Annotated in this window: 23 protein-coding genes; 13 read left to right on the top strand and 10 right to left on the bottom strand. The window is 69.3% G+C overall.

The window, feature by feature from the left end; translation table 11 throughout:
• Positions 1–10 precede the first annotated feature (10 nt).
• From pucL to CA951_RS20350, 5 genes are all read right to left on the bottom strand, one after another.
• Complete coding sequence (gene pucL / locus CA951_RS20370; protein WP_087558537.1) at positions 11–904, bottom strand: factor-independent urate hydroxylase; 894 nt, start codon at positions 902–904, stop codon at positions 11–13.
• 2 nt (positions 905–906) lie between these two features.
• Positions 907–1,251 carry a hydroxyisourate hydrolase gene (gene uraH / locus CA951_RS20365; RefSeq protein ID WP_087558536.1) on the bottom strand — a complete coding sequence of 115 codons (345 nt, stop codon included), beginning with the start codon at positions 1,249–1,251 and terminating at the stop codon, positions 907–909.
• Entirely contained in the window at positions 1,248–1,757 is a 510-nt protein-coding gene (gene uraD / locus CA951_RS20360) for a 2-oxo-4-hydroxy-4-carboxy-5-ureidoimidazoline decarboxylase (protein WP_087558535.1), read from the bottom strand. Before uraD ends, uraH begins: the two co-directional genes overlap by 4 nt.
• A 214-nt stretch (positions 1,758–1,971) precedes the next feature.
• Positions 1,972–2,439 carry a DUF6328 family protein gene (locus tag CA951_RS20355; protein ID WP_087558534.1) on the bottom strand — a complete coding sequence of 156 codons (468 nt, stop codon included), beginning with the start codon at positions 2,437–2,439 and terminating at the stop codon, positions 1,972–1,974.
• Between the two features lies 1 nt (position 2,440).
• Positions 2,441–3,256 carry a shikimate 5-dehydrogenase gene (locus CA951_RS20350; RefSeq protein WP_087558533.1) on the bottom strand — a complete coding sequence of 272 codons (816 nt, stop codon included), beginning with the start codon at positions 3,254–3,256 and terminating at the stop codon, positions 2,441–2,443.
• Between the two features lie 85 nt (positions 3,257–3,341).
• On the opposite strand from CA951_RS20350, the gene CA951_RS20345 reads away from it, so the two are divergent.
• Positions 3,342–4,916 (top strand): molybdopterin-dependent oxidoreductase, encoded by a 1,575-nt coding sequence (locus tag CA951_RS20345; protein ID WP_087558532.1) that lies wholly within the window; start codon positions 3,342–3,344, stop codon positions 4,914–4,916.
• 5 nt (positions 4,917–4,921) lie between these two features.
• Here the strand turns inward: CA951_RS20345 and CA951_RS20340 are convergent, their stop codons facing one another.
• The 3 genes from CA951_RS20340 to CA951_RS20330 form a co-directional block, all read right to left on the bottom strand.
• Entirely contained in the window at positions 4,922–5,623 is a 702-nt protein-coding gene (locus CA951_RS20340) for an HNH endonuclease family protein (protein WP_087558531.1), read from the bottom strand.
• 65 nt (positions 5,624–5,688) lie between these two features.
• On the bottom strand, positions 5,689–6,006 hold the full coding sequence (locus tag CA951_RS20335; RefSeq protein WP_087558530.1) for a hypothetical protein: 318 nt from the start codon (positions 6,004–6,006) through the stop codon (positions 5,689–5,691).
• 73 nt (positions 6,007–6,079) lie between these two features.
• Entirely contained in the window at positions 6,080–6,982 is a 903-nt protein-coding gene (locus CA951_RS20330) for an NADP-dependent oxidoreductase (protein WP_087558529.1), read from the bottom strand.
• Between the two features lie 373 nt (positions 6,983–7,355).
• Here CA951_RS20330 and CA951_RS20325 point away from each other — a divergent pair, with 373 nt between their 5' ends.
• The 6 genes from CA951_RS20325 to CA951_RS20300 all read left to right on the top strand — a co-directional run bounded on the left by CA951_RS20325 (position 7,356) and on the right by CA951_RS20300 (position 16,920).
• Positions 7,356–10,187, top strand: coding sequence for a DEAD/DEAH box helicase (locus tag CA951_RS20325; protein ID WP_087558528.1), 2,832 nt, complete (start codon positions 7,356–7,358; stop codon positions 10,185–10,187).
• Positions 10,184–10,957 carry an SWIM zinc finger family protein gene (locus tag CA951_RS20320; protein ID WP_087558527.1) on the top strand — a complete coding sequence of 258 codons (774 nt, stop codon included), beginning with the start codon at positions 10,184–10,186 and terminating at the stop codon, positions 10,955–10,957. The genes CA951_RS20325 and CA951_RS20320 overlap by 4 nt, the downstream gene beginning before the upstream one ends.
• 60 nt (positions 10,958–11,017) lie before the next feature.
• Entirely contained in the window at positions 11,018–14,029 is a 3,012-nt protein-coding gene (locus CA951_RS20315; RefSeq protein WP_087558526.1) for an AAA family ATPase, read from the top strand.
• 48 nt (positions 14,030–14,077) lie between these two features.
• Positions 14,078–15,502, top strand: a complete 1,425-nt coding sequence (locus CA951_RS20310; protein WP_087558525.1) for an FAD-binding oxidoreductase — start codon at positions 14,078–14,080, stop codon at positions 15,500–15,502.
• An 80-nt stretch (positions 15,503–15,582) separates the two neighbouring features.
• Positions 15,583–16,062, top strand: coding sequence for a DUF1990 family protein (locus CA951_RS20305; protein WP_087558524.1), 480 nt, complete (start codon positions 15,583–15,585; stop codon positions 16,060–16,062).
• A gap of 114 nt (positions 16,063–16,176) precedes the next feature.
• Positions 16,177–16,920 carry a GntR family transcriptional regulator gene (locus CA951_RS20300; protein WP_087558523.1) on the top strand — a complete coding sequence of 248 codons (744 nt, stop codon included), beginning with the start codon at positions 16,177–16,179 and terminating at the stop codon, positions 16,918–16,920.
• Between the two features lie 21 nt (positions 16,921–16,941).
• Here the strand turns inward: CA951_RS20300 and CA951_RS20295 are convergent, their stop codons facing one another.
• Complete coding sequence (locus CA951_RS20295) at positions 16,942–17,403, bottom strand: PTS glucose transporter subunit IIA (protein WP_087558522.1); 462 nt, start codon at positions 17,401–17,403, stop codon at positions 16,942–16,944.
• Complete coding sequence (locus CA951_RS20290; RefSeq protein WP_275957313.1) at positions 17,400–17,711, bottom strand: PTS glucose/sucrose transporter subunit IIB; 312 nt, start codon at positions 17,709–17,711, stop codon at positions 17,400–17,402. The genes CA951_RS20295 and CA951_RS20290 overlap by 4 nt, the downstream gene beginning before the upstream one ends.
• A gap of 166 nt (positions 17,712–17,877) precedes the next feature.
• Between CA951_RS20290 and CA951_RS20285 the strand changes: the two genes are divergently transcribed.
• Genes CA951_RS20285 through CA951_RS20260 form a run of 6 tightly spaced genes read left to right on the top strand, consistent with a single transcriptional unit; the run spans position 17,878 to position 23,732 of the window.
• Positions 17,878–19,125, top strand: a complete 1,248-nt coding sequence (locus tag CA951_RS20285; RefSeq protein WP_087558521.1) for a PTS transporter subunit EIIC — start codon at positions 17,878–17,880, stop codon at positions 19,123–19,125.
• A gap of 2 nt (positions 19,126–19,127) precedes the next feature.
• Positions 19,128–19,397: an HPr family phosphocarrier protein gene (locus CA951_RS20280; protein WP_306300853.1), complete on the top strand. Its 270-nt coding sequence runs from the start codon at positions 19,128–19,130 to the stop codon at positions 19,395–19,397.
• Positions 19,397–21,070 (top strand): phosphoenolpyruvate--protein phosphotransferase, encoded by a 1,674-nt coding sequence (ptsP, locus tag CA951_RS20275; RefSeq protein ID WP_087558519.1) that lies wholly within the window; start codon positions 19,397–19,399, stop codon positions 21,068–21,070. The genes CA951_RS20280 and ptsP overlap by 1 nt, the downstream gene beginning before the upstream one ends.
• A complete protein-coding gene (locus tag CA951_RS20270; RefSeq protein WP_087558518.1) occupies positions 21,067–22,251 on the top strand; it encodes an N-acetylglucosamine-6-phosphate deacetylase in 1,185 nt (394 codons plus the stop codon). Before ptsP ends, CA951_RS20270 begins: the two co-directional genes overlap by 4 nt.
• Positions 22,239–23,018 carry a glucosamine-6-phosphate deaminase gene (gene nagB / locus CA951_RS20265; protein WP_087558517.1) on the top strand — a complete coding sequence of 260 codons (780 nt, stop codon included), beginning with the start codon at positions 22,239–22,241 and terminating at the stop codon, positions 23,016–23,018. Before CA951_RS20270 ends, nagB begins: the two co-directional genes overlap by 13 nt.
• Positions 23,019–23,732: a copper homeostasis protein CutC gene (locus CA951_RS20260; protein WP_087558516.1), complete on the top strand. Its 714-nt coding sequence runs from the start codon at positions 23,019–23,021 to the stop codon at positions 23,730–23,732.
• Positions 23,733–23,816: the final 84 nt, after the last annotated feature.

Genomic DNA, 23,816 nt, shown 5'->3' with positions numbered 1-23,816 from the left:
CGCCGCGCTCCTAGCAGAATCCGGGAACGGAGTCCCAGGCGCGGCCGGCGTCGGGCGCGTCCTCACGCTCGACGGTCGCCTCGATCAACCCGTAGGGGCGGTCGGCCGCGAAGAATACCTCCCCGGGGTTGTCGAGTCCGAACGGTTCCAGGTCGACCAGGAAGTGGTGTTTGTTCGGCATCGAGAACTTCACCTCGGCGATCTCGGGATGCGCCTCGAGGACCGCCGAACCCATCTGGAACAGCGACTGCTGCAGCGCGAGTGAATGGGTTGTGGCGAACGCCTCCAACATGATTGCGCGTACGTTCTCGAACGTCTTGTCGAAGTCGACGTCTGTGGTGAGGTACCGCCATCGGGCGCTCACCGACGTTGCGAGAATCCGGTCGGACGTCTCCCGCAGGGTGGTGTACTTGTCCTTCGGGTATCCGCGGAACTCCGAACCCGTCGACTTCAACACGACCATGTTGCTGAGACCGGACACGATCCACGTCCGGTCGCCGTCGATCGTGACCACGGTGTTCCGCCGTTCGTCACTGGATCGGACGAAGGAGTGGTCGTGGCCCTCGCCGTCGACCGGGATCCGCGCCCACGAGTACTGCTCGATCTCCCAGCGGCCGCCCGTGATCCACTCGAACTCGCCGGTGAAGTGCTTCCCGAGACGCAGCGCGAACGTCTCGATCGCGCCGACGCCGTCGCGAGCGAACGCGTACACCGTGTTCTTCTGGGTGTCCGTGGCCACGACGTGCGCGTTGTCGCCTTCGGTGTGTACAGCGTCGAGGTCTCCGCGCAGTTGCGAAGTCACGCTGACGTCTTCGATCTCGTGTCGCTTGGTGTCCCGGGTGATCTTGACCAACCGGACTTCCGCCTTGCCGTACTGGTTCTGGCCGAGCACGATCTTGCTCATGATTAGCTCCCTCGGTAGGTCGAGTATGCGAATGGGCTGAGAAGGACAGGTACGTGGTAGTGCTGTTCGCTGTCGGTGAGGGCGAACGTGATGGTGATGTCGGGGTAGAACGTCGGACGGCCCTTCGCGGCGAAGTAGCGTCCGGTGTCGAAGACGATCCGGTAGGTGCCCGGCTCGAGTCGGGCGGGTCCCAGGGTGACGGCGCGTCCGTCGTCGTCAGTGACGGCGTCGGCGACGGTGATCCATTCGGACTCTCGCCGGACCGCGAGCGTGACCGGCACCTCCTGTGCGGGCACGCCTTCCGCCGCATCCAGGACGTGGGTGGTGACCTGGCTGACGTCGCTCATGCGTCCAGCATCCCGGCGAGCCGGAGGGCGGCGATGTCGCGCAGTTCCTCTGCGACAACGGCCAATTCGCTGTGCTCGTCGTTGGCCAGCCTGCGGTCGAGGGCGGTGAGGACGTCGGACGTGCTGCGCCCGGCGGCGCGGATCAGGAAGACCCGTCCGAACTTGTCCTCGTAGGCACGGTTGCCGTCGGTGAGCCGCTTCTTCGCCGCCGCGTCGGACGAATCGACGTTCGACTGTTCCGAGCGGGCCAGGTGCGCCTCGGCGTTGTCGCCGCCCGGGGGTTCACCGATCCGGGGGTGACGGGCGAGGGCCAGTTCTATCTCCTCCGCGGACAGTGGGCCGGCCCCCGTCCTGGCGGCGGTGAGCAACGAGGAGCGATCGGGGTACGGCCGGGCGGAGACGAGTTCGTCTGCCCACCGGGGGATGTCCAGGCAGATTCGCGCCCATTCCGTCGCCTCGGACTGGGAGGCCTCGTTGAATCGTCGGAGTCCTGCATCGAAAACCATGCGACCCTTCTTCCACAATGCGAAATAATGATTCCGTATAGAGAAGCGTGACAGGGGTCACAATGCGTGTCAAGACCCAAAATTGAATTAATCCAGATTCGGACACGGGAGGGGTTCACGGCCGGACGGAGGCGCGTCGGGTCCCGGGAGCGGGGAACCCCCGGTGAGGAAAGCGTTGCTGCGCAACAGCTCACGGACAACGGGACGGCGGGACCTAGTCCTCGCCGTCGGCGTGGTGGTTGAAAAGACGGGGCAACACGAACCACAGCGTCGCGAACATCAGCGCGGCCACCACGCCGATCGCGATCGCGACCGGACCGCCCACTGCCACTTCTGCAATCAGGATCACGGCGCCGGTCATGGCGGCGGCCAGAAATCCGACACCCCACAGCGCGAACAGGTTGGCCTTGCGCAGGATGTCGGCCCGGCGGCCCTGACGGAACAACACGCGATGCCAGACCGCCGGGGCGATGAGGAGCGCCGAGGACACCGTCGTCAGGAGCACCGTCACGAGGTGCAGCATGCGGAGGCCGAACGACTGCTCCTCGTACGCCTCGGTGAAGGCGACCGCGAGGAGGAAGGCGAACAGGATCTGCACACCGGCCTGCGCGACACGGAGTTCCTGCAGCAGCTCGCTGAAATTGCGTGCGAGCCGCTGCGCGGGTGTCTCGGCGGTGCTCACCTCACGACCGTGAATACTCGGAGGCCCTGCGGATCTCTTCGGGGGACGGGCGCACGCCGGTGTAGAGGACGAATTGTTCCGCGGCCTGCAGTGCGATCACCTCGGCGCCCGTGATGACGGTCTTGTGGCGTTCGGCCGCGGCCCGGATCAGCGGCGTCGCGGCGGGCATCGCGACCACGTCGAACACGGCGTCCGCCGCGGCGATGGCGTCGAGTTCGAATGCCAGATCCTCGGCCTCGGGACCACCGGCCATTCCGATGGGGGTGGCGTTGATCAACAGCCCCGGCCGCGCCGTGCCCAGTTCGGGTTGCCAGTCGAATCCGTACTGCTTCGCGACGGCGCCGCCCGTCTTCTCGTTGCGGGCGATCACGGTGACGTCGGTGAACCCGTAGTCGCGCACGGCCGCCACGACGGCCTTGGCCATGCCGCCGCTGCCGGCCACCGCCACCGACAGCGAATGGGGCAACGCGTTGTCGCGCAACAGGTTCGCGATGGCCTGATAGTCGGTGTTGTAGGCGTGCAACACCCCGTCCTCGTTGACGACCGTGTTGACGGACTCGATGACCGACGCCGATTCGTGCATCACGTCGACGTAGTCGATGATCTGCTCCTTGAACGGCATGGAGACGCCGGCGCCGCGGATCCCCAGCGCCCGGATGCCGCCGACCGCGGCCTGGAGGTCGTTGGTGGTGAAGGCTTTGTACACGAAATTGAGGCCCAGCTCGCCGTACAGATAATTGTGAAACCGGGTGCCGATGTTGCTCGGACGACCGGAGAGCGAGATGCAGAGAAGAGTGTCTTTGTCGAGCTGGTTCATCCGGTAAATACTAGTGGTGGGGTCCCATCCGTGCGCGTTCTCAGCTCCGAATACACGGTGACGACGGCAAAGGAGCAAGGCTGCGATGACTACCACGATCGGTGACCGGCACGAGGCGGCGCGGACGCCGCGGAGACGGCGGCACCTGTTCTCCCGCGCGCTCGCCGGAGTGATCGCCGCCGGCGTGGTACTCGGAGTGGGCGAACTGCTCGCGGCGCTGATCGACCCGAACTCGTCGCCGTTCTACGCGGTCGGTTCGACGACGGTGGACCGCAGCCCCGCGTGGGCCCGCGAGTTCGCGATACACACGTTCGGCACCAACGACAAACCCGCGTTGTTCGTGGGCATGACGATCCTCATCGTGCTCCTCGCCGCGGTCGCGGGGATCGTCGAGCGCCCCCGCGCCCCGTTCGGCAGTGCGATTCTCGCGGTGCTCGGGCTGGTGGGAATCGTGGCCGCCACCCAGCGTCCCGGCGCCACCTGGATGTATGCGCTGCCGACCGTGGTGGGGGTCGTCGCCGGCATCGCGGTCCTGCGGGTGCTGACGGCCACCGCGCGGGCACCGGAGAATTCGGATTCCGAGGATTCGTGGTTGCCGCGCCGCACTTTTCTCCTGTTGGCGGCGGCAGCCGCCGCGACGGCCGCGGCCGCCGGAGCCGCGGGCCGGTACCTCGGGCAGCAGGTCGCGGGCGCCGTGGACAACCGCCGCGCCTTCGCGATTCCGAGTGTGACGGACCGGGCGGGCGCGATCGCCCCGGGCACCGACATCGGCGTGCCGGGCGGCACCCCGTTCGTCACGTCGAACGAGGACTTCTACCGGATCGACACCGCCCTGCGGGTGCCGCGACTGACGACGGACGACTGGCAACTGCGCATCCACGGCATGGTGGACCGCGAACTCACCCTCTCGTGGGACGACCTGATCGCGCGGACGCCCGTGGAACGGGTGGTCACGTTGACGTGCGTGTCCAACGAGGTCGGCGGAAACCTCGCAGGCAACGCCACGTGGATCGGCTACCCCATCAAGGACATCCTCGACGAGGCCGGCGTGCACCCGGACGCCGACATGCTGCTGTCCACGAGCAGTGACCACTTCACGGCGGGCACCCCGGTCGCGGCACTGCGGGACGGACGCGACGCGATTCTCGCGGTGGCGATGAACGGTCAGCCGCTGCCGTTCGAACACGGTTACCCGGTGCGGCAGGTCGTCCCCGGTCTCTACGGTTACGTGTCGGCCACCAAATGGGTGGTCGATTGGGAACTCACACGATTCGACAAGGCCGAGGCCTACTGGACGAAGCGCGGATGGTCCGCGGAAGGTCCGATCAAGACCGCGTCCCGGATCGACGTGCCCGCCCCGTTCGCACCCACCGCGCCCGGCCCGGTACTCGTCGCCGGAACCGCATGGGCGCAGCACCGCGGCATCGAGAAGGTGGAGGTGCGGGTCGACAACGGCGCATGGCAGACCGCGACCCTCGCCCCGCAGTACACCATCGACACCTGGCGGCAGTGGACGTGGGAGTGGCAGGCCGCGTCCGGCCTGCACACACTCCAGGTGCGCGCCACCGATCTGGACGGCAACGTGCAGGTGGAGGAGCGGACGCCGCCGGTCCCGAGCGGCGCCACCGGCTGGCACACCCGGTCGTTCACCGTGGCCTGAGGCAGTCACGGACACCGCTCCGCCACCTCGGCGAGCGCGTCGCGGTCCGCCAGCGTCACCGGAAGTCCGTACTCCACCGCCACCGAGAGGTACTTGCCCGCGTAAAAGCAGCGGTACGCGGGATTCGGTGGCAGCCAGTCCTGCGGGGTCTGGTCCCCCTTGTCCTGATTGTCCGCACCGTTGACGGCCAGCAGGTTGAACGTGACGTCGTTGGCGAACCGGAGCCGGCGCTCGGGCGGCCACGTCGACGCGCCCATGTCCCACGCCGCCGCCAGCGGGTAGACGTGGTCGATCTGGACGGCTTTCGCGTCCGCCCGGTCGAACTGGAGCACCCCACCGGAGTACGGATCGGCGAGGGTCCCGCTGAGCACCACGCAGTCGCGGGTGCCGTCGCGGAACACCACGGAGCGGAGATCGATCGCCAGAACGTTGTTGCGGGTATCGCACCCGTCGTGGCCGCCCGCGGCGTCCTGGTCGTCGGTCCAGGCCGGTCCGAAGACGCACAACTCCCGGCCGGAACACCCGCGCTGGTATCCGCCGGGGTGCGGGCGGGATTCGACGGTGGCGACCCGCCCGAGCAACTCCTCGATGTGCGCGCGGGGCGGGCTGCCCGGTGCGGGGCTGTCGCCCAGTTCGAGCAGCGACACCCCGCAGCCGCCGACCGACAGCATCACGGCCAGCCACGCCGTCACGTACAGAAGTCTCATGCGTCCCCCGGCGCTCGAACACTCTCCCCCTACCGTCCAGGAGTATGCACCCGGCCTCCGACAGGTCAGCTGAAGGGCAGACGCACCGCGGCGATCGACGACACGTGCATGCCGTCGTGGCCGATGACCCAGGAACCGCCGCTCTGCCGGCATTCGGCGAGCAGGTCGAGGGTGCGCAGGAGGAAGAAGATCGCCTCGCTGGCGACGGGAGTGACCGCAAGCCGGTGTGCCTCACCGTGTTTCATTCCGTCGAGCCACACACCCGACTGCCCGTCCAAGCGGATGGTGACGATGTGCGTGGCATCGACGAAGGCGTACTTCCGTTGCTCCCACGGGGTGGTGAGCGCGTACCCCTGTTCGAGAACCTGGATCAGGATGCTCATGACCGACTCCCGAGAGTTTCCGGCAGCTACGTCTCTCCAGCATCTACCTCGGACCGGGTGAACGCCAGACCCGCTAACCGAACTCGATCACGACCTTGCCGCTCGTGTGACCGGACTCGACCGTCGCGAGAGCGTGACCGGCGTGGGCGAACGGGAACCGGTGGGCGACCCGCGGGTCGAGGGTTCCGTCGGACACCAGTGCGGCCACCTCCGCGAATACCGCGGACGTGCGGCGTCGTTCCACTCCCGAGCCGCCGAGGTCCCGTGCCGCGAGGGGGTCGCCGACGCTGATGATCGCCGCCGGGTCCGTCACCACCCGCGCCGCCTCGGCCAGCGCGTTACCGCCGACGAGATCGAAGACGGCGTCCACGGGGCCGGGCACGCGTTCGGCGAGTCCGTCCCCGGACGCCACCCAGGTGGCGCCGAGCGATTCGACGACCTCCCGTTTGCCCTCGCTCGCGACCCCGATCACCGTGACGTCCCGGGCCGCGGCCAACTGCAGCGCCGCCACTCCCACGCCACCGCCCGCGCCGACGACGAGCAGCCTGCTGCCGGGCGCCAGGTCCAGGGTGGTCAGCGCGTCGTACGCGGTCCCCGCCGCGACGGGCAGGGTGGCCGCGTCGGCGAACGAGACCCCGTCGGGCTTGTGTGCCGCAGCGGCCGTGTTGACCAGGGTGTACTCGGTGTATCCACCGAATCCGGTGGCGGTCGCGCCGAACACGGCGTCGCCGACCGCGAAATCGGCCACCCGGGGGCCGACATCGGCGACCACACCCGCGACCTCCCGCCCGAGAACCGCGGGAAGGGTGACCGGGACAGTGTCCTTGCGCGTTCCCGCCCGCACCTTCCAGTCGGCGGGATTCACGCCCGCCGCGTGGACGGCGACCAGCAACTGTCCGGGGCCGGGGGAGGGAATGGGGACGTCGAAGAACTGCTGCGTCTCGGGGCCGCCGTATTCACTGAAGCCGTATGCCATGCTCACGCCCACAGTCCTATCACGAACCGGAACCAGGATCCGGGCACGAAGAAGGCCCGCCGAACCGGAGTCGGCGGGCCTTCTCGTGAGAACTCAGGAGCCGAACAGGCTACCCAGGGAGCCTGTGCCTCCGCCGCCTCCGCCGCCACCCATCATCGGTCCTAGGAGCTGAACGAGCTGAACGAGAACTTGCAACATCTGTGTAGGGTCCATTTTTATCTCCTCCGATCACTGCGATCTACGAACGGCAGCGATCCCGGTCGATTCCGGCGTGGACAGCCGCCACCTCGTTCATCGGTGGAATGTCGTGGATGGTTACAGTCCCCGAGCAGGGATTTCTCCCGCTGTCGGTCGGGCCTGATTGGATGGGTGCATGCTGCACGGCCTCTGGACACCCGGTTCGGGTCTCATGCTGTGGGTCGAGGACCGCAATCCGGCCGCCGAGGAGCAGACCGACGCGGTCGGGCGGGTGCTCGCCCGGAAGTTCCGCCATCACGTGAAGGTGCCGATGCCGACGCCGTCGGGGCCGGAGATGCTCGAGTGGGCGGCGGTCGCCCTCGCGCCGCCGGACGCGACGGATTTTCTGCTGTCGGTGTCGGCCCGCGACCCCCGGATCGCCGGGGATCTGCGCTACCTCGCCCATGTGGCGCGCGGTGTCGAGCGCTGGGTGCGTGCGGGACGCGTGGTGCCGGAGGTGCACCGGGCGGAGGGCGGCTGGTGGCCGCGCTGGCGGCTCCTCGGCGGCGAACGGCAGCGTGCGTGGCTCACGGAACTGTCGGTCGCGATGCCCCCGGTGCAGCGCCACGGAACCACCCCGCGGGCGGTGCTCGACGACATGGTGACCGAGTTGACCGACCCCGTCGCCCGGCGGGTCCTGGGCGGCGGGCACCCCGACGATTCCGGCAGCGACGCGGAGCACCCGCTGATCGAGGCTCTGGTTCGGGGTGAGGACTTCGCCGACGGCACCGCCCAGCTGGCGGGTTCGCTCGACGGGTGGCGGGACAGCCTGAAGGTGGACGAGCCCGAACTGGTGCTGCGACTGCTCGAGCCGGAAGATGTGGACGTGGAGGGGGATTGGGACCCGGACACGGTGCTGTGGCGGCTGCAGGTGTGCCTGCGGCCGGAAGGTGAAGCGCCGGTGCCGATTCCGCTGCACCGCACCGAGGCGAGCCGCCTGCAGACCGGGGTTCGCAAACTGACTGAGGCCGTCGCCGCCTACCCGCGACTGCAGGACGTCCCGAGCGATCCCGACAGTCTCGACCTGATGCTGCCGACCGCGGTGGTCATCGACCTCGTCGGGCACGGTGCGGTGGCGTTGAAGGAGAAGGGCATCAGCCTGCTGCTGCCGCGGGCGTGGAGTGTGGCGTCGCCGTCGATGCGACTGCGGGTGAGCTCGCCGAGCACCCCGGCCAGCGCCGAGAACCGGTCCGTCGGCAAAGACCAGTTGGTGCAGTACAACTGGGAACTGGCACTCGGCGACACGGTGCTCACCGCCGCCGAGATGAACCGGCTGGTCAATGCGAAGAGCGATCTCGTGCGGCTGCGGGGTGAGTGGGTCCGGGCCGATCAGGAGGTGCTCTCCCGTGCCGCCCGGTACGTCGCGGAGCGGCACGGCTCCGGCGACCGCGCCATCGTGGACCTACTGAAAGACCTGATCGCGGACGATCTGTCCGACCTCCCCGTCGAGGAGGTCACCGCCACCGGCTGGGCGGCCGCGCTGCTGGACGGCGACACGAAGCCGCAGGACGTGCCGACCCCCGACGGGTTGGACGCCACGCTGCGGCCGTACCAGAAGCGGGGGCTCGACTGGCTGGTGTTCATGAGCCGCCTCGGGCTCGGGGCGGTCCTGGCCGACGACATGGGTCTCGGCAAGACGCTGCAACTTCTCGCGCTGCTGGCGCACGAGAACGCCGCCACGCCCACCCTGCTGGTGTGCCCGATGTCGGTGGTCGGCAACTGGCAGCGGGAGGCGGCCCGCTTCGTTCCCTCGCTGCGGGTGCTGGTCCACCACGGTCCGCAGCGGCTGAACGGCGACGACCTCACCGCCGCCGTGACGCAGAGCGACCTGGTGATCACCACGTACGCGCTGCTCGCCCGCGACGTCGCGCAACTGAAGGAACAGGACTGGCGGCGGGTGGTCCTCGACGAGGCGCAGCACATCAAGAACGCGAAAACCGGGCAGGCGCGAGCGGCCCGCAGCATCCCGGCGGAGCACCGCGTCGCGTTGACGGGCACTCCGGTCGAGAACCGGCTGGACGAACTGCGCTCGATCCTCGATTTCGCGAACTCCGGCATCCTGGGTTCGGAGGCGATGTTCCGCAAGCGTTTCGTGGTGCCGATCGAGCGGGAGCAGGACGAGACGGCCGTCGCCCGGCTCCGCGCCGTCACATCTCCGTTCGTGCTGCGCCGCGTCAAGACCGATCCCGCGGTCATCGCGGATCTTCCGGACAAGTTCGAGATGACGGTCCGCGCCAACCTCACCGCCGAGCAGGCCGCGCTGTACCGGGCGGTGGTCGACGACATGATGGCGCAGATCAAGGACAAGAAGGGGATGAAGCGCAAGGGCGCCGTGCTCGCCGCTCTGACGAAACTCAAGCAGGTGTGCAACCATCCGGCGCATTTCCTGCGCGACGGTTCGGCGGTGATGCGGCGCGGACAGCACCGCTCCGGGAAGCTGGGGCTCGTCGAGGACATCCTCGATTCCGTCGTCGCGGACGGCGAGAAGGCGTTGCTGTTCACCCAGTTCCGTGAATTCGGTGATCTCGTCACTCCGTACCTCGCCGAACGTTTCGGTACTCCCGTGCCGTTTCTGCACGGGGGCGTGTCGAAGCAGAAGCGCGACGACATGGTGGCCTCGTTCCAGGGCGACGACGGGCCGCCGATCATGATGCTGTCGCTGAAGGCCGGCGGAACCGGGCTGAACCTCACCGCGGCCAACCACGTCGTCCACCTCGACCGGTGGTGGAACCCGGCGGTCGAGAACCAGGCCACGGACCGCGCGTTCCGGATCGGCCAGCGGCGCGACGTGCAGGTACGCAAACTCGTGTGCGTCGGCACGCTGGAGGAGCGGATCGACGCGATGATCGCCACCAAACAGGAGTTGGCGGACCTCGCCGTCGGGACGGGCGAGAACTGGGTGACGGAGATGAGCACCGAACAGCTGGGCGAACTGCTGCGGCTCGGCGACGAGGCGGTGGGCGAATGACGAATCGGCGCCCCGGACCGTATTTCGGCCAGTACGGCCGGCGACGACCGGTGTCGGGCGGGCTGGAGGCACGGTCGCAGCGGGGATCGTTCGGGCGCACGTGGTGGGGCCGCGAATTCGTCGAGATCATCGAGTTCGTCGCTGACAAGGGCCGGATGAGCCGCGGGCGGAGTTACGCGCGCAGCGGTCAGGTGATCTCGCTCGAGATCGCGGGCGGAACGGTGACGGGGGAGGTCCAGGGCAGTCAACTCCAGCCCTTCGTCGCGACCGTGTCGATCGATCGCCTCGACGAGTCGGAGGTCGCCGAACTGGTCGCGCTGGTGCGCATGCAACCGGGCAGTCTGGCGATGCTGGCGGGCGGCGGGGTTCCGGAGGCGCTCGGCCCCATGCTGCTGCCCGCCGGAGCGTCCGCGCTGAACTACGACTGCACCTGCCCGGACGACGGATGGCCGTGCAAGCATGCGGCGGCGGTCGCGTACCTCACCACCGAACGCATCGACGAGAACCCGCTCGAGATCCTCACGCTGCGCGGCGTCGATCTGGACATGCTGATCGAGGGCGTCGGGGGCGACTCCGCCGAAGCCGATGTCGACGACTGGTTCGGTGACGAGTCCTCGCTGCCCGGACTGCCCGACGTCGACTTCCGGGCGGCGATCGACGACCTCGACCCGCTGCTGCTTCGGAAGGCGATCCGCTCGGTCAGTGAGGACGAGCGTGCGGTGGACGCCGCGATCCGGGAGCTGAAAGCGCTGTACCAGCACTTCCGCTGACCGTGCGATGATGAAGGACGCGGAAGCTCGCCTCGTTCCGCGACCGGGAGCTGGTCAGTCATGGTGACGGTCTACCTGCTCGGCGAGCAGCGCGTGTCGGACCCGGAGGACGACCGGGCGGGCACCGTCTCGTCACGGGCGATCGCGCTGCTGGCCTATCTCGTGCTGCACGCCGGTCTCGCGCAGTCCCGGACCCGTCTCGCCGGGCTGTTCTGGCCCGAGTCGAGCGAGCAGCAGGCCCGCACCAACCTGCGGCGGGAACTGCACAACCTCCGCGGTCTCCTGGGATCGGACGGTGCGCCGACCGCGGACGGGCCGACGCTGGCGTGGTCCGACTCGCCGTCGTGCCGGGTGGACGTCGACACGTTCCGCAACGAGCGGGCGGCCGCCCTCGCCGCCCTCGCGGATTCCGACACCCAGGCATTTCTCGAACACGCGGACCTCGCGATCGACACCTATCGCGGTGACCTCATGCCCGGGGCGTACGAGGACTGGGTCCTCGACCATCGCGACGTGCTGCGCCGGGAGTGCATCGAACTCTGCGAGGCGACGGTACGGGTGCTGCGCGAGTCGGGTGATGTGGAGACGGCGACGGCGTGCGCACGCCGTCGCATCCAACTCGACCCGCTGGCGGAGGCCGGGTACCGGACGCTCATGGAACTGCAGGCCGCATCGGGCGACCGGGCGGCGGCGATGACCACGTATCACCGGTGCGCGGCAGTGCTCGAGACCGAACTCGGGGTCGCGCCGGGCGCCGCGACCACCCGGCTGTTCGACAACCTGCTCGGGGAGCAACCCGCCCCGGCTCCCCGGCCCGAACACGTCCGGACGGCGGTGCCCGCCCTCATCGGGCGGGAACGCGAATGCGGGGAATTGCAGCGGCGGTGGCGGCAGACCCTCGACGGCAGCCAGGGCCTGGTGCTCGTGTCGGGTGACGCGGGAGTCGGCAAGACCCGGTTGACCACCGAACTCGCGGAGATCGCCCGCGCCGACGGGGCAGTCGTGGCGACCGCGCGGTGTTTCGGACTGCCGGGCCGCGTCGCGCTCGCCCCCGTCGCCGAGTGGCTGCGCAGCGCGGAGTTTCGATCGGCGGTCGGGTCGCTGGACCCGTTGTGGAGGGCCGAGGTCGAGCGGCTGGTCCCGAGCGCCGAGTCCGCGCCGCGGCCCGCGACGTCCCGGGCGATGGTCGACGCGTGGCAGAGGCACCGCTTCTTCGAGGGGACGGCGCGGGCGGTGCTGTCGCCCGGACGGCCGGTGCTGCTCGTCCTCGACGATCTGCAGTGGTGCGACGCGGAGACGACGGCGTGGCTCGCGTTCCTGCTGTCCCTCGACACCCACCTGCGCGTCCTGGTCGCGGCGACCGCCCGCACGGACGAGGCGCAGTCCCGCCGCGACGTGACGGACGCGGTGGGGGCCCTCCGGTCGGCGCGACTGGTCACGGACGTCCAGGTGGACCCGTTGACCGCGGACGCGACCGCCGAACTGGCGAGGTCCCTCGGTGGCCCGGCGCTGAATCCTTCCGAGGAAGCGGTGCTGTACGCCGCGACCGCGGGCTACCCGCTGTACGTCGTCGAGGCCGCCAGGATGGTGCCCGCCGCGGATGGGACCGGGCGCGGCGGGGGCGCCGGCGACCTCGGCGAGGTGCTGGCCCGGCGACTCGAGCAGTGCTCGGAACCGGCCCGGGACGTCGCAGGCCTCGCCGCGGCGCTCGGCACGGATTTCGATCTGGACCTGCTCAGCGAGGCGAGCGACCTGGACACCGATTCCCTCGTGCAGGCGGTCGACGAACTGTGGCGGCGCAGGATCGTCCGGCCCGCGGGCACCGGGTACGACTTCGTGCACGATCTGGTCCGGGAGGCCGCGTACCGCTCGGTCGGTCCACCGCGACGCTGGCTCCTGCATCGGCGTCTGGCGCAGGGACTCGAACTCCTCCACACCGGCCGCACCGATGACGTGGCCGCCCAACTCGCCGAGCAGTATCGGCGCGGCGGCCGCCCCGACCGTGCCCTCCACTATCTGCAGCGCGCCGCCGAGGTAGCGGCAGGCGTGTTCGCGAACGCCGACGCCCTGCGCCTCTTCCGGGACTGCCTCGACCTTCTCGAGGCGATGCCGCTGGGCCGCAACCGGGACGCTCACGAGGTGGACGTGCGCCTGGGCATGTCGGCGCCGCTGACCACCCTGTACGGGTACTCCGCCCCGCCGCTCGAACGGACGCTCGACCGCACCATGGAGTTGGGGCAACGACTCCGCAGGCCGAAGGTGGTGCTCGGTGCGCTGATCGGATTGTTCGCGGTCCACTTCGTGCAGGGGCACACCGCACAGGCCCACAGGCTCGGCGTGCGCGCCCTCGAACTGTCCGCGGCGGATCCGGAATTCGAGGGTCAGGCGCATTTCGCCGTGGCGGGGGGCGCCCTCGGTCTCGGCAGGCCGAGGGAAGCGATCGAACATTTCGACATCGCGCAGCGATCGTTCTCGGACGACTATTCGTTCATCCTCGGAACGCGGCTCGAGGTGCATTGCCACGCGTGGGCGTCGCACGCGTACTGGATGATCGGCGACGAGCAGGCGGCCGAGCAGGCGTGTGCGGATGCCCTCGCGCTGGGCAGGACCTGCGGCCATCCGTACAGTCTCGCGGTGGCGCTGGGATACGCGTCGGTGCTGCATCAGGTGCGGGGCGACGACACCGCGCTGCTCGCCTCGCTGACGGAGTTGCGGCAGCTGTGCGAGCGCTACCACTTCGCGTACTACAGCCAGTGGTCGCAGATCCTCGAAGGCCGGCTTCTCGGCGGCGAACCGGGCATCGCGAAGATCCGCGACGGGCTCGCCGCGTTGCGACGGCAGCGGGCGTTCGCGCGGATGCCGTACTGGCTCTCGCTGCTGGCGGAGGTCCAGATCGACATCGGGTCGACGGCCGCCGCCCGCGCCACCCTCGATGCCGCCCTGATCGCCGCCGAGCAACACGACGACCGGTGGTGGTTGCCGCAGGTCCTCCGGCTTCGCGCGGACGTCGGACCGTTCGCAGGCGGGGATTCGGCGCGAACGGTGCGCGAACGCCCGATTCCTACGGTGTGAAGTACCAGGAACTACCCGTTCCGGGGCCGCCGATCCGAGGAGAAGGTCATGAGCACCACCACCAGTTCGACACCGACGACGACACCGCCTTTCACGGAACTGGCCGCGTCTCTGCGCGGAGAGTTGATCACGCCCGGCGACGCCGGTTACGACGACGCGCGCGCGGTGTACAACGCCATGATCGACCGTCGGCCCGCGGCCATCGCGCGGTGCGCCAACGCCGCGGACGTCGTCGCGTGTGTGCGGTTCGCCCGGGAGCAGCACGTCGAACTCGCGGTCCGCGGAGGGGGACACAATGCGGGGGGCCTCGGCGTGTGGGACGACGCCCTCGTGATCGATCTGTCGGGGATGCGCGGGACCACGGTCTCGCCCGGCGACCGGACCGTCCGGGTCGACGGCGGGTGCACCTGGAGCGACGTCGACCATGCCACCGTGCCGTTCGGCATGGCCACCCCCTCCGGGTTCATCGCCTCCACCGGTGTCGGCGGGCTGACGCTCGGCGGCGGGATCGGCTACCTGACGCGCCGTTTCGGTCTCACGGTGGACAATCTGCTCTCCGCCGACGTCGTCCTCGCCGACGGCACACTGGTGACGGCGAGCGAACGCTCGCATCCGGACCTGTTCTGGGCGCTGCGTGGCGGCGGCGGAAACTTCGGTGTGGTCACGTCGTTCCAGTTCGCGTGTCACGAGATCGGCGACCACGGAAATATCGTCGGCGGGCCGGTGCTGTACGACCTGGAGGACACCCCCGACGTGATGCGGTGGTACCGCGAACTCCTGCCGTCGCTGCCCGAGGAACTCAACGGCTGGATCGGACTGCTGACCATTCCGCCGGCACCGCCGTTCCCCGAGGAACTGTGGGGACGCAAGGTGTGCGGCATCATCTGGTGCTACACCGGTGATCCGGGCAAGGCCGACGCGGTGCTCGAACCGATCCGCGAATTCGGTGACCCACTGCTGGTAGGGGTCGGCGAAATGCCCTTCACGGCATTGCAATCGGCGTTCGACGCACTGTACCCGGCGGGATTGCAGTGGTACTGGCGCGCAGACTTCGTCCGGGAGATCTCCGACGAGGCCGTCGACATCCACCTGGAGTTCGGCCGTCGGCTGCCCACCGGCCATTCGACGATGCACATGTATCCGATCGACGGCGCGGCGACGCGGGTGGCCGAAGATGGCACGGCGTTCGCGTACCGGGACGGTGGCTGGGCGGGCGTGATCGTCGGTGTCGACCCGGATCCGGCGAACGCCCAGGTCATCACGGACTGGGCCAAGCAGTACTGGGAGGCCCTCCACCCGACGACCGCGGGCGGGGCGTACGTCAACTTCATGATGTCCGAGGGCGAGGACCGGGTGCGTGCCTCCTACCTCGGCAACTACGACCGGCTCGCACAGGTGAAGGCGAAGTACGATCCGGACAACCTCTTCCATGTGAATCAGAACATCCGTCCCGCGGTCCGGTCGGAGCAGTAGGCTGGGCAACCTCCCGACCGAGAGGATCGACCGCCATCAGCACCGCCGGAGACGACCTGCCCGCGTTCACGTACCCGGAGGTGGGTGCGAGCCGCGACGTTCCGTTCCCCGCGGGATACCACCATCTGCGCGAGCAGAAGGTGATCGGTTACGGTGCAGACGCATTCGAGGCGGCCGCGGCCCACCTGGGTTCCTGGGGGATGCACCGCGGCGCCGGGCTCGACGTGCGGGCCGAGACTCCGACCGCCGTGCCCGGCACGACGGTCGAACTGCGCTGGGGGATCGGTCCGCTCCGGCTGGCGTTCTCCTGCCGGGTCGTCTACGTGCTCGACGACCCGCAGCGCAAGGGATTCGCCTACGGCACGTTGCCGGGTCACCCCGAGCGGGGTGAGGAGAGCTTCGTCGTTGAACAGCGGCCGGACGGCGCCGTCGTCGCGACCGTGTCGGCGTTCTCGAAACCGGGTCGGTGGTTCACGCGGATCGGCGGGCCGGCGGGCCGGGTCGTGCAGAAGGTGATGACGCGCAGGTACCTCGAGGCATTGGCGGCCGCGGCACGGTAGGCCCGGGCGCCCGGATCACGTATTCTCGGTGTTGGACCGGACCGGACGGGACCTTTGCAGTCCGACTGCCTGATCCGATGTGTCCGACCCCTGAACAGAGCTGGAGCCGCCGGCATGATGCCCGTACATCTACGCGACAGCGTGATTCCGAAGCACGAGCAACTCCGTGCCATCCTGCTGCACAAGTGCACAAAGGAACTTCAGCCCGGCGACCTGATGACCAGCGAACGAAAACTGATGCAGGACTACGGCGTCAGTCGCATCACCGTTCGCGAGGCGATCGGGCAGCTCGTCAACGAGGGTCACCTGGTGCGGGTGCGCGGCAAGGGCACGTTCGTGGCGCATCGTCCGGTGCAGTCGAAACTGCACCTGGCCTCGTTCACGGAGGAAATGCGGGCGCAGGGGCACAAGCCGACGACGGTGGTGCTCCAGAGCGAGGAGGACGCGGCGCCCGAGGCCACCGCGAAGGCGCTGCGGATCGCGCCGGACACCAGCGCCTATCACGTCAAACGGCTGCGACTGGCCGACGGCGAACCGGTCAGCGTCGACGACGGCTGGTTCAACGCCGCGCTGCTTCCCGGCCTGCTGGACCTCGACCTCACCGGGTCGATCTACCGGGCCACCGCCGACCGGTACGACATGCCGATCGACCGGGCGGAGCAGACCGTCAGCGCCGACGGGGCGAGCCAGGAGATCGCGACCCTGCTCGGCATCAAGAAGGGCGCCCCGGTGATGTACTTCGACCGGGTGTCCTTCAGCGGCCCCACGCCGGTCGAGCACACCCGCAGCTGGTACCGGTCCGATCGCTACCAACTGCAGATGGAAGTGCAAGGGGAGCGGACTCGGCGCAGCGTCTGAGCCCGGCAGCCCCGGCTTTTATTACGCCGTCCAGTCGAACAGGACGTCGCCGGTGGTCACGTCGGATCCGATGGTGTCGGTGGACACCGAATCCGGCTTGGAATCCATCACCACGATCGGGCAGACGGCGGAGTACCCGGTGCCGTCGATCTCGGTCGGATCGAATCGCACCACGGGGTCGCCGGCGTCCACCTCGTCGCCCTCCGCGGCCAGCAGGGTGAACCCCTCGCCTTGCAGCTTCACCGTGTCGATACCCAGGTGGACCAGTACGCCGCCGCCCGCAGAGCCCAGGATGACGAACGCGTGCGGGTGGAGTTTGAGGATCTTGCCGGAGATGGGCGCGAGCACGTCGAGGGCGCCGCGGTCGCGTGCCGGCTCGATCGCGATTCCGGAACCCACCATCTGTCCGGCGAACACGGGGTCGGGCACGTCCGCCAGGGCGAGTACCCGGCCGGGCAGTGGTGCCTGTACGGACAGGCTCACAGGATGTCCTCGATGTCCTCGGCCAGGGTGTCCGCCTCGGGGCCGACGATGACCTGCACGACGCTGCCCGCCTTCAACACCCCGTGGGCGCCTGCGGCCTTGAGCGCGGCCTCGTCGACCTTGGCGCCGTCCTTGACCTCGGTACGCAGCCGGGTGATGCAGGCCTCGATCTCGACGATGTTGTCGGCACCGCCGAGGCCGCTGATGATTGCGTCCGCTTTGGACATCGGTTCTCCCTCGTAGTTCGTGTTTGCGCTGCAGGTGAAGGTGCGGAATGAGTTAGCTGGATCACATTTGCCTGTTGACATCCTGTGCTCACCTGGTCAAACTAGCAACTGGTTATGACCGGACAGTACCCGTTGGGGGTGCTGGTCCACAATAGTTTTCCCGAAGCCGTACGACGCGCTCGCCGCCACTGGTTTCGGGACTCACCAGACGCCGATTCGGCGACCGAAGCGCACAGAGAAGGCCGATATGACTGTCGTAGACAGCCCGAAAAAGGAATCAGCGGTGTTTGCCGGGTTACAGCGCCTCGGGCGCAGCCTGATGCTGCCGATCGCGGTACTTCCCGCGGCCGGCATCTTGCTCCGGCTCGGCCAGGACGACCTCCTCGGACGATTCGACTCGATGCACACCGCCGCGTCCGTCATCTCCGCGGCCGGCCAGGCCGTGTTCACCTGGCTTCCCCTCATCTTCGCGGTGGGCATCGCCATCGGCTGGGCCAAGAAGGCGGACGGATCCACCGCCCTGGCCGCCGTGGTCGGATACATGGTCATCAACGGCGTGTTCGAGGCCATGTCCCCGGTCGTGCTGGAAGGCAAGACCGATCCGAACGGCGACCAGGCGCTGATCAACTACGGTGTCCTCGCGGGCATCGTGATGGGTCTGCTGTCCGCCATCCTGTGGCAGCGGTTCTACCGCACCAAACTGCCCGACTACCTCGGATTCTTCAACGGGCGCAGGCTCGTTCCCATCCTCACCGCCGTCACCGGTCTCGTCGTCGGCGTCCTCATGGCGTTCCTGTATCCGGCGTTCAACTCCGCCCTGACGTGGGTGGGCGAGACCGTCGCGGAGAACTCGGTGATCGGTGGCGGCGTCTACGGCATGGCCAACCGCCTGCTCATCCCGACCGGCCTGCACCACATCCTGAACTCCACCGTGTGGTTCCTCGTCGGCGACTACCAGAACTCGAGCGGAGAACTCGTCCGCGGCGACCTCAACCGGTTCTTCGCCGGCGACCCGAGCGCCGGCATCTTCATGACGGGCTTCTTCCCGATCATGATGTTCGCGCTTCCCGCTGCCGCACTGGCGATCTGGCGCAACGCCCGGCCGTCGCAGAAGAAGGTCGTGGGCGGCATCATGCTCTCCACCGCGCTGACGGCGTTCCTCACCGGGATCACGGAGCCCCTCGAATTCGCGTTCATGTTCGTCGCCTGGCCGCTGTACCTGATCCACGCGTTCCTCACCGGCACCTCGATGGCCCTGGTCAACGCGCTCGGCATCCACGACGGATTCACGTTCTCCGCAGGCTTCTTCGACTACGTCCTCAACTTCGGCAAGGCCACCAACGCGTGGATGCTGATCCCCATCGGGCTCGGGTACGCGGTGATCTATTACGTCCTGTTCAGCTTCGTCATCAAGAAATGGAACCTGCGCACCCCCGGCCGGGAGGACGACGCGGACACCAACACCGACACCGACACGGAAAAGGCAGGTCAGTGATCATGGCTTCACGAACGGTCCTCATCGGTTCGAAGGTGGGCCTGCACGCCCGCCCCGCCGCAAAGTTCACCCAGGCCGCCGCGGCCGTGCCCATCCCGGTGCAGATCGCGGTCGGCGAATCCGCGCCGGTGGACGCGGGCAGCATGCTCGCGGTCATGACCCTCGGCGCCGCATTCGGTACCGAGGTGACGATCACCGCGGACGGGGAGGGCAGCGAGGAGGCCCTCGACCGCCTCGCCGACCTGCTCGCCTCCGACCTCGACGCCGCCTGATGCCGACGACCACGGAACAGGTGGTGCACGGACTCGGGGTGAGTCCGGGGCTGGTCTGCGCGCCCTGGCTCGCGTTCGGGACGCCGGTCGAGACGTCCGCCGAAGACCCTGTCGGCAAATCGGTCCCAGCGGAGATCGCCCGGGTGCGCGACGCCCTCGCGACGGTGTCCGGCGACCTCGAGGCCCGCGCCGCGCAGGTGGACGGCGTCGCGTCCGAGATCCTGCTCGTGTCGGCGGCCATGGCCCGCGACCCGGGAATCGTGTCCGCCGCCGAGGAGAACCTTCGCTGCGGCATGCCGACGGCACACGCCGTCAGCGTCGCGTTCGACGGCTTCTGCACCACACTCGAGGCCCTCGGCGGGTATCTCGCCGAGCGTGTCGCGGACCTGCGGGACCTCGGACATCGCGCGGTCGCGGTGCTGCTGGGCGTGCCGATGCCCGGAATCCCCGATCCGGGACACCCGTTCGTGCTCGTGGCACGGGACCTGTCGCCCGCGGACACCGCGATGCTCGGCGGCAGCGAGGTGGTGGGTCTGCTCACCGCGGAGGGCGGGCCCACGAGTCACACTGCGATACTGGCGAAGTCGCTCGGCCTGCCCGCGATCGTGAACTGCGCCGGCCTCGACCGATTGGTCGAGGGGCGACCGGTGGTGCTCGACGGCGCCACGGGTGAGGTCGTCGTCGACCCCGGCGAACACCGACGGTCGGAGGTGGCGGCGCGGATCGCCGAGGCGCGGGTCGCGGTCACGACCGGTCCGGGCCGCACCCGGGACGGCGCACCCGTCGGGTTGCTCGTCAACATCGGCACCGTCGACGACGCCGTGCGCGCCGCCACCGCGGATTCGGAGGGCGTCGGACTGTTCCGCACCGAGTTCCTGTACCTCGGCAGGCAGACCGCGCCCACCCTCGACGAGCAGATCACCACGTACACCGCCGTGCTGGAGAAGTTCGCCAGACGGAAGGTGGTGGTCCGGACACTCGATTCCGGATCCGACAAACCACTGACGTTCCTCGACCTGGGCGCCGAGGAGAACCCGGCCCTCGGCGTGCGCGGGTTGCGGGTCGGCTCCGTCTACCCGGACGTCCTGGCCACCCAGCTGGAAGCGCTCGGCGTCGCTGCCTCCGCCACCGGCGCCGACCTGTGGGTGATGGCCCCGATGGTCGCCACGGCGGACGAGGCGGAGGGCTTCGCCGCGCTCGCCCGGTCCCGAGGCATCGCGAAGGTCGGGGCGATGATCGAGATCCCCTCGGCCGCCCTTCGAGCCCGCGACCTGCTCGAACACCTCGATTTCGTCAGCATCGGCACCAACGATCTGAGCCAGTACACCTGCGCCGCAGACCGGATGGCCGGCGGTCTCGCCACGTTGCTCGACCCGTGGCAGCCCGCCGTCCTGGACCTCGTCGGCCTGGTCGGCGCGGCCGGCGCCGAGGCGGGGGTACCCGTCGGGGTCTGCGGTGAGGCCGCGTCCGATCCCGCGCTGGCGCCGGTGCTCGTCGGGCTGGGTGTCACGAGCCTGTCCATGGTGGCGCCGTCGCTGGGCGCCGTGCGGGCCCGCCTGGCCGCCACCGACCTCGACCGGTGCCGGGAGATGGCGGTCGCCGCGCGCAGCGCACAGTCCCCACAGGCCGCCCGGTCGGCAGTCGCGGCTCTCGCGTCCGGGGCACCGCGATGATCCTGCGCGGCAGGGCCGTCGTGGAGGACGGCGTCCTCGCCGACGGCGTCGTCGTCACCGACGGCGACCGAATCTCCTGGGTCGGTGCGGCGTCGCAGTACCGCGGGCAGGTGCCGCTGCCGGACCCGAGTTCGTCGATACTGCTTCCGGGCCTGATCGACCTGCACTGCCACGGCGGCGCCGGCGCGGGCTTTCCCAACGCGGACGCCGACGGGGCGAGGCTGGCCGCGGACCACCACCGCGGGCACGGCACCACCGGGCTGCTCGGAAGCCTGGTGTCGGCGGGGGAGCAGGACCTGCTCCGGCAGGCCGGAATCCTCGCCGACCTGGTGGAACGCGGTGATCTCCTCGGGATCCACCTGGAGGGCCCGTTCATCTCCGGTGCCCGCTGCGGTGCGCAGGATCCCGCGTCCGTGATGCCCGGCGACCCCGGCCTGTTCGAGCGGATCTGCGACGCGGCGCGCGGCTCCGTCCGGTCGATGACGCTCGCACCGGAGACCGCGCACTTCGGTGAGCTTCTCACCGCGATGCGCCGGCGCGGCGTGCTGCCGAGCCTCGGCCACACCGACACCGACGCGGCGACGACGTCCGCGCGGATCGCCGACGCCGCCGGCGGGCCGCTGACCGCCACGCACCTGTTCAATGCGATGCCGCCGCTGCACCACCGCGCGCCGGGCCCGGTGGCCGCGTTTCTCGCCGCAGCCGGTCGCGGCGACATCGTCGTCGAATTGATCGCGGACGGAGTGCATCTCGCGCCCGACACCGTGTCGATGGTGTTCGACACCGTCGGACCCGAGCAGATCGTCCTCGTCAGCGACGCCATGGCCGCCGCCGGCGTCTCGGACGGCGACTACCAACTCGGGCCTCTGGACGTGTGCGTCTCCCGCGGTGTTGCCCGGCTCGCGACCGCCGACGGATCTGAGGGGGCCATCGCGGGCGGCACCGCACGACTGCTGGACGTCGTGCGCACCGCCGTTGTCGACAGCGGCGTCGGACTCGTCGACGCCGTCGCGTCCGCCACCAGGACCCCGGCCCGGCTGCTCGGCCTGGAAACCGAACGCGGAACCCTGGCCCCGGGCCTCCGCGCCGACATCGTCGTGACCGATCACCAACTGCGCCCGCGTGGCGTGTTTTCCGGCGGAATGCCCGCCGGAACGGAAGGACTCGCATGGAAATCGTAATCCGGCAGACCCCGTCGGAGGTCAGCACGACCGTGGCGGACATCGTCGAGAGGTACGTCCGGCGCGGGCCGACGACACTGGGCCTCGCCACCGGGTCGTCCCCGCTCGGGAGCTACCGCGAACTCGCGCGACGGCACCGCGAGTCCGGACTGGACTTCACGGACGCGCGGGCCTTCCTCCTCGACGAATACGTCGGGCTGCCGAAAAGTCACGACCAGTCGTACTTCTCGGTGATCCGCTCGGAGTTCGTCGACCACGTCAACCTCGACCCCGACCGGGTGCTCAGCCCGAACGGCGAATCGCCGGACATCGCCGAGGAAGGCGCACGCTACGACGCGGCCATCGCCGCGGCGGGCGGCGTCGACGTGCAACTGCTCGGCATCGGAACCGACGGCCACATCGGGTTCAACGAACCGGGCTCCGCGCTGACGTCACGCACCCGCGTCAAGACCCTCACCGAGCAGACCCGCCTCGACAACGCGCGGTTCTTCGACAGCGTGGACGACGTCCCGCACCACGTCCTCACTCAGGGGCTGGGCACCATCTGCGAAGCCCGGCACCTGGTGATGATCGCGTTCGGCAAGGGCAAGGCAGAGGCGATCGCCGCCGCCGCGGAGGGACCGCTCTCCGCGTTCTGCCCCGCTTCGGTGATGCAACTTCATGCGCACGTCACCGTCGTCATCGACGAAGCCGCAGCGAGCAAGCTGCAACTCGCCGACTACTACCGGTATGCGCTGGAACACAAGCCTTCCTGGCAGTCGTTCTAGATGGCGCCCGTACTCGAACTGGCCGTCCAGGACGTCGCGGGCGCCCGGATCGCACGGCGCGCCGGAGCCTCGCGGGTCGAGTTGTGTACCGCGCTCGGCGCGACCGGTGGGCTGACGCCGAGCATCGGCATGATCGAAGCCGTTGCGGCTCAGGGGATCGCGGTGCATCCGCTGATCCGCTGCCGGCCCGGCGGATTCGTCTACGACGCCGACGAGATCGCGGTCATGGCGCGCGACATCCGGGCCGCCGTGGGCGCGGGCGCATCCGGCGTCGTTGTCGGTGCGCTGACGCCCGGCATGGCCGTCGACCGCGGCGCTCTGGCCCGCCTGCTCGACGGCATCGACCCCTACGCGGTGGAGGTGACGTTCCATCGTGCGATGGACGTCGTCGTCGACAGGGCGACCGCCCTCGACGCGCTCGCACGGTCGGGCATCATCCGCGTCCTCACCTCCGGCGGAGCGCCGCGCTGCATCGACGGCCTCGACGCGCTGACGGCTATGGTCGCCCACGCACACGGGCGGATCCAGGTGATGGCAGGAGGCGGGATCCGCGTCGACGACATCGCCGCGGTCGCGGGGACCGGTGTCGATGCGATACACCTGTCCGCCCGCCGCACCGTCGCCGACAGCGGCGGCCCCGGCGGTGGGTCCGGCGGCTACGACGCGGTCGACGAATCCCTCGTCCTCGCGGCCGCTGCGGCACTGGGGATCTGAACTTTCGGTCATTGCCTGTGGTCCAGTCGGGCTGCTAGAGTCGAACAAAGTTTCGAACAACCTCGGGGGAGGGCTGGTCGTGGG

The organism is Rhodococcus sp. NCIMB 12038 (assembly GCF_002165735.1).
GTDB lineage: Bacteria > Actinomycetota > Actinomycetes > Mycobacteriales > Mycobacteriaceae > Rhodococcus_F.
This window is presented reverse-complemented; position numbering and strand designations above follow the sequence as displayed.

What these genes read in the sequence shown, in the direction of transcription:
- CA951_RS20285 (WP_087558521.1), top strand. Translation starts at nt 17,878, where the DNA reads ATGACTGTCGTAGACAGCCCGAAAAAGGAATCAGCGGTGTTTGCCGGG.
- CA951_RS20270 (WP_087558518.1), top strand. Translation starts at nt 21,067, where the DNA reads ATGATCCTGCGCGGCAGGGCCGTCGTGGAGGACGGCGTCCTCGCCGAC.
- CA951_RS20325 (WP_087558528.1), top strand. Translation starts at nt 7,356, where the DNA reads ATGCTGCACGGCCTCTGGACACCCGGTTCGGGTCTCATGCTGTGGGTC.
- CA951_RS20350 (WP_087558533.1), bottom strand. Translation starts at nt 3,256, where the DNA reads ATGAACCAGCTCGACAAAGACACTCTTCTCTGCATCTCGCTCTCCGGT.
- CA951_RS20335 (WP_087558530.1), bottom strand. Translation starts at nt 6,006, where the DNA reads ATGAGCATCCTGATCCAGGTTCTCGAACAGGGGTACGCGCTCACCACC.
- nagB (WP_087558517.1), top strand. Translation starts at nt 22,239, where the DNA reads ATGGAAATCGTAATCCGGCAGACCCCGTCGGAGGTCAGCACGACCGTG.
- uraD (WP_087558535.1), bottom strand. Translation starts at nt 1,757, where the DNA reads ATGGTTTTCGATGCAGGACTCCGACGATTCAACGAGGCCTCCCAGTCC.
- CA951_RS20300 (WP_087558523.1), top strand. Translation starts at nt 16,177, where the DNA reads ATGATGCCCGTACATCTACGCGACAGCGTGATTCCGAAGCACGAGCAA.
- CA951_RS20310 (WP_087558525.1), top strand. Translation starts at nt 14,078, where the DNA reads ATGAGCACCACCACCAGTTCGACACCGACGACGACACCGCCTTTCACG.
- CA951_RS20260 (WP_087558516.1), top strand. Translation starts at nt 23,019, where the DNA reads ATGGCGCCCGTACTCGAACTGGCCGTCCAGGACGTCGCGGGCGCCCGG.
- ptsP (WP_087558519.1), top strand. Translation starts at nt 19,397, where the DNA reads ATGCCGACGACCACGGAACAGGTGGTGCACGGACTCGGGGTGAGTCCG.
- pucL (WP_087558537.1), bottom strand. Translation starts at nt 904, where the DNA reads ATGAGCAAGATCGTGCTCGGCCAGAACCAGTACGGCAAGGCGGAAGTC.
- CA951_RS20320 (WP_087558527.1), top strand. Translation starts at nt 10,184, where the DNA reads ATGACGAATCGGCGCCCCGGACCGTATTTCGGCCAGTACGGCCGGCGA.
- uraH (WP_087558536.1), bottom strand. Translation starts at nt 1,251, where the DNA reads ATGAGCGACGTCAGCCAGGTCACCACCCACGTCCTGGATGCGGCGGAA.
- CA951_RS20290 (WP_275957313.1), bottom strand. Translation starts at nt 17,711, where the DNA reads ATGTCAACAGGCAAATGTGATCCAGCTAACTCATTCCGCACCTTCACC.
- CA951_RS20330 (WP_087558529.1), bottom strand. Translation starts at nt 6,982, where the DNA reads ATGGCATACGGCTTCAGTGAATACGGCGGCCCCGAGACGCAGCAGTTC.
- CA951_RS20340 (WP_087558531.1), bottom strand. Translation starts at nt 5,623, where the DNA reads ATGAGACTTCTGTACGTGACGGCGTGGCTGGCCGTGATGCTGTCGGTC.
- CA951_RS20280 (WP_306300853.1), top strand. Translation starts at nt 19,128, where the DNA reads ATGGCTTCACGAACGGTCCTCATCGGTTCGAAGGTGGGCCTGCACGCC.
- CA951_RS20315 (WP_087558526.1), top strand. Translation starts at nt 11,018, where the DNA reads ATGGTGACGGTCTACCTGCTCGGCGAGCAGCGCGTGTCGGACCCGGAG.
- CA951_RS20345 (WP_087558532.1), top strand. Translation starts at nt 3,342, where the DNA reads ATGACTACCACGATCGGTGACCGGCACGAGGCGGCGCGGACGCCGCGG.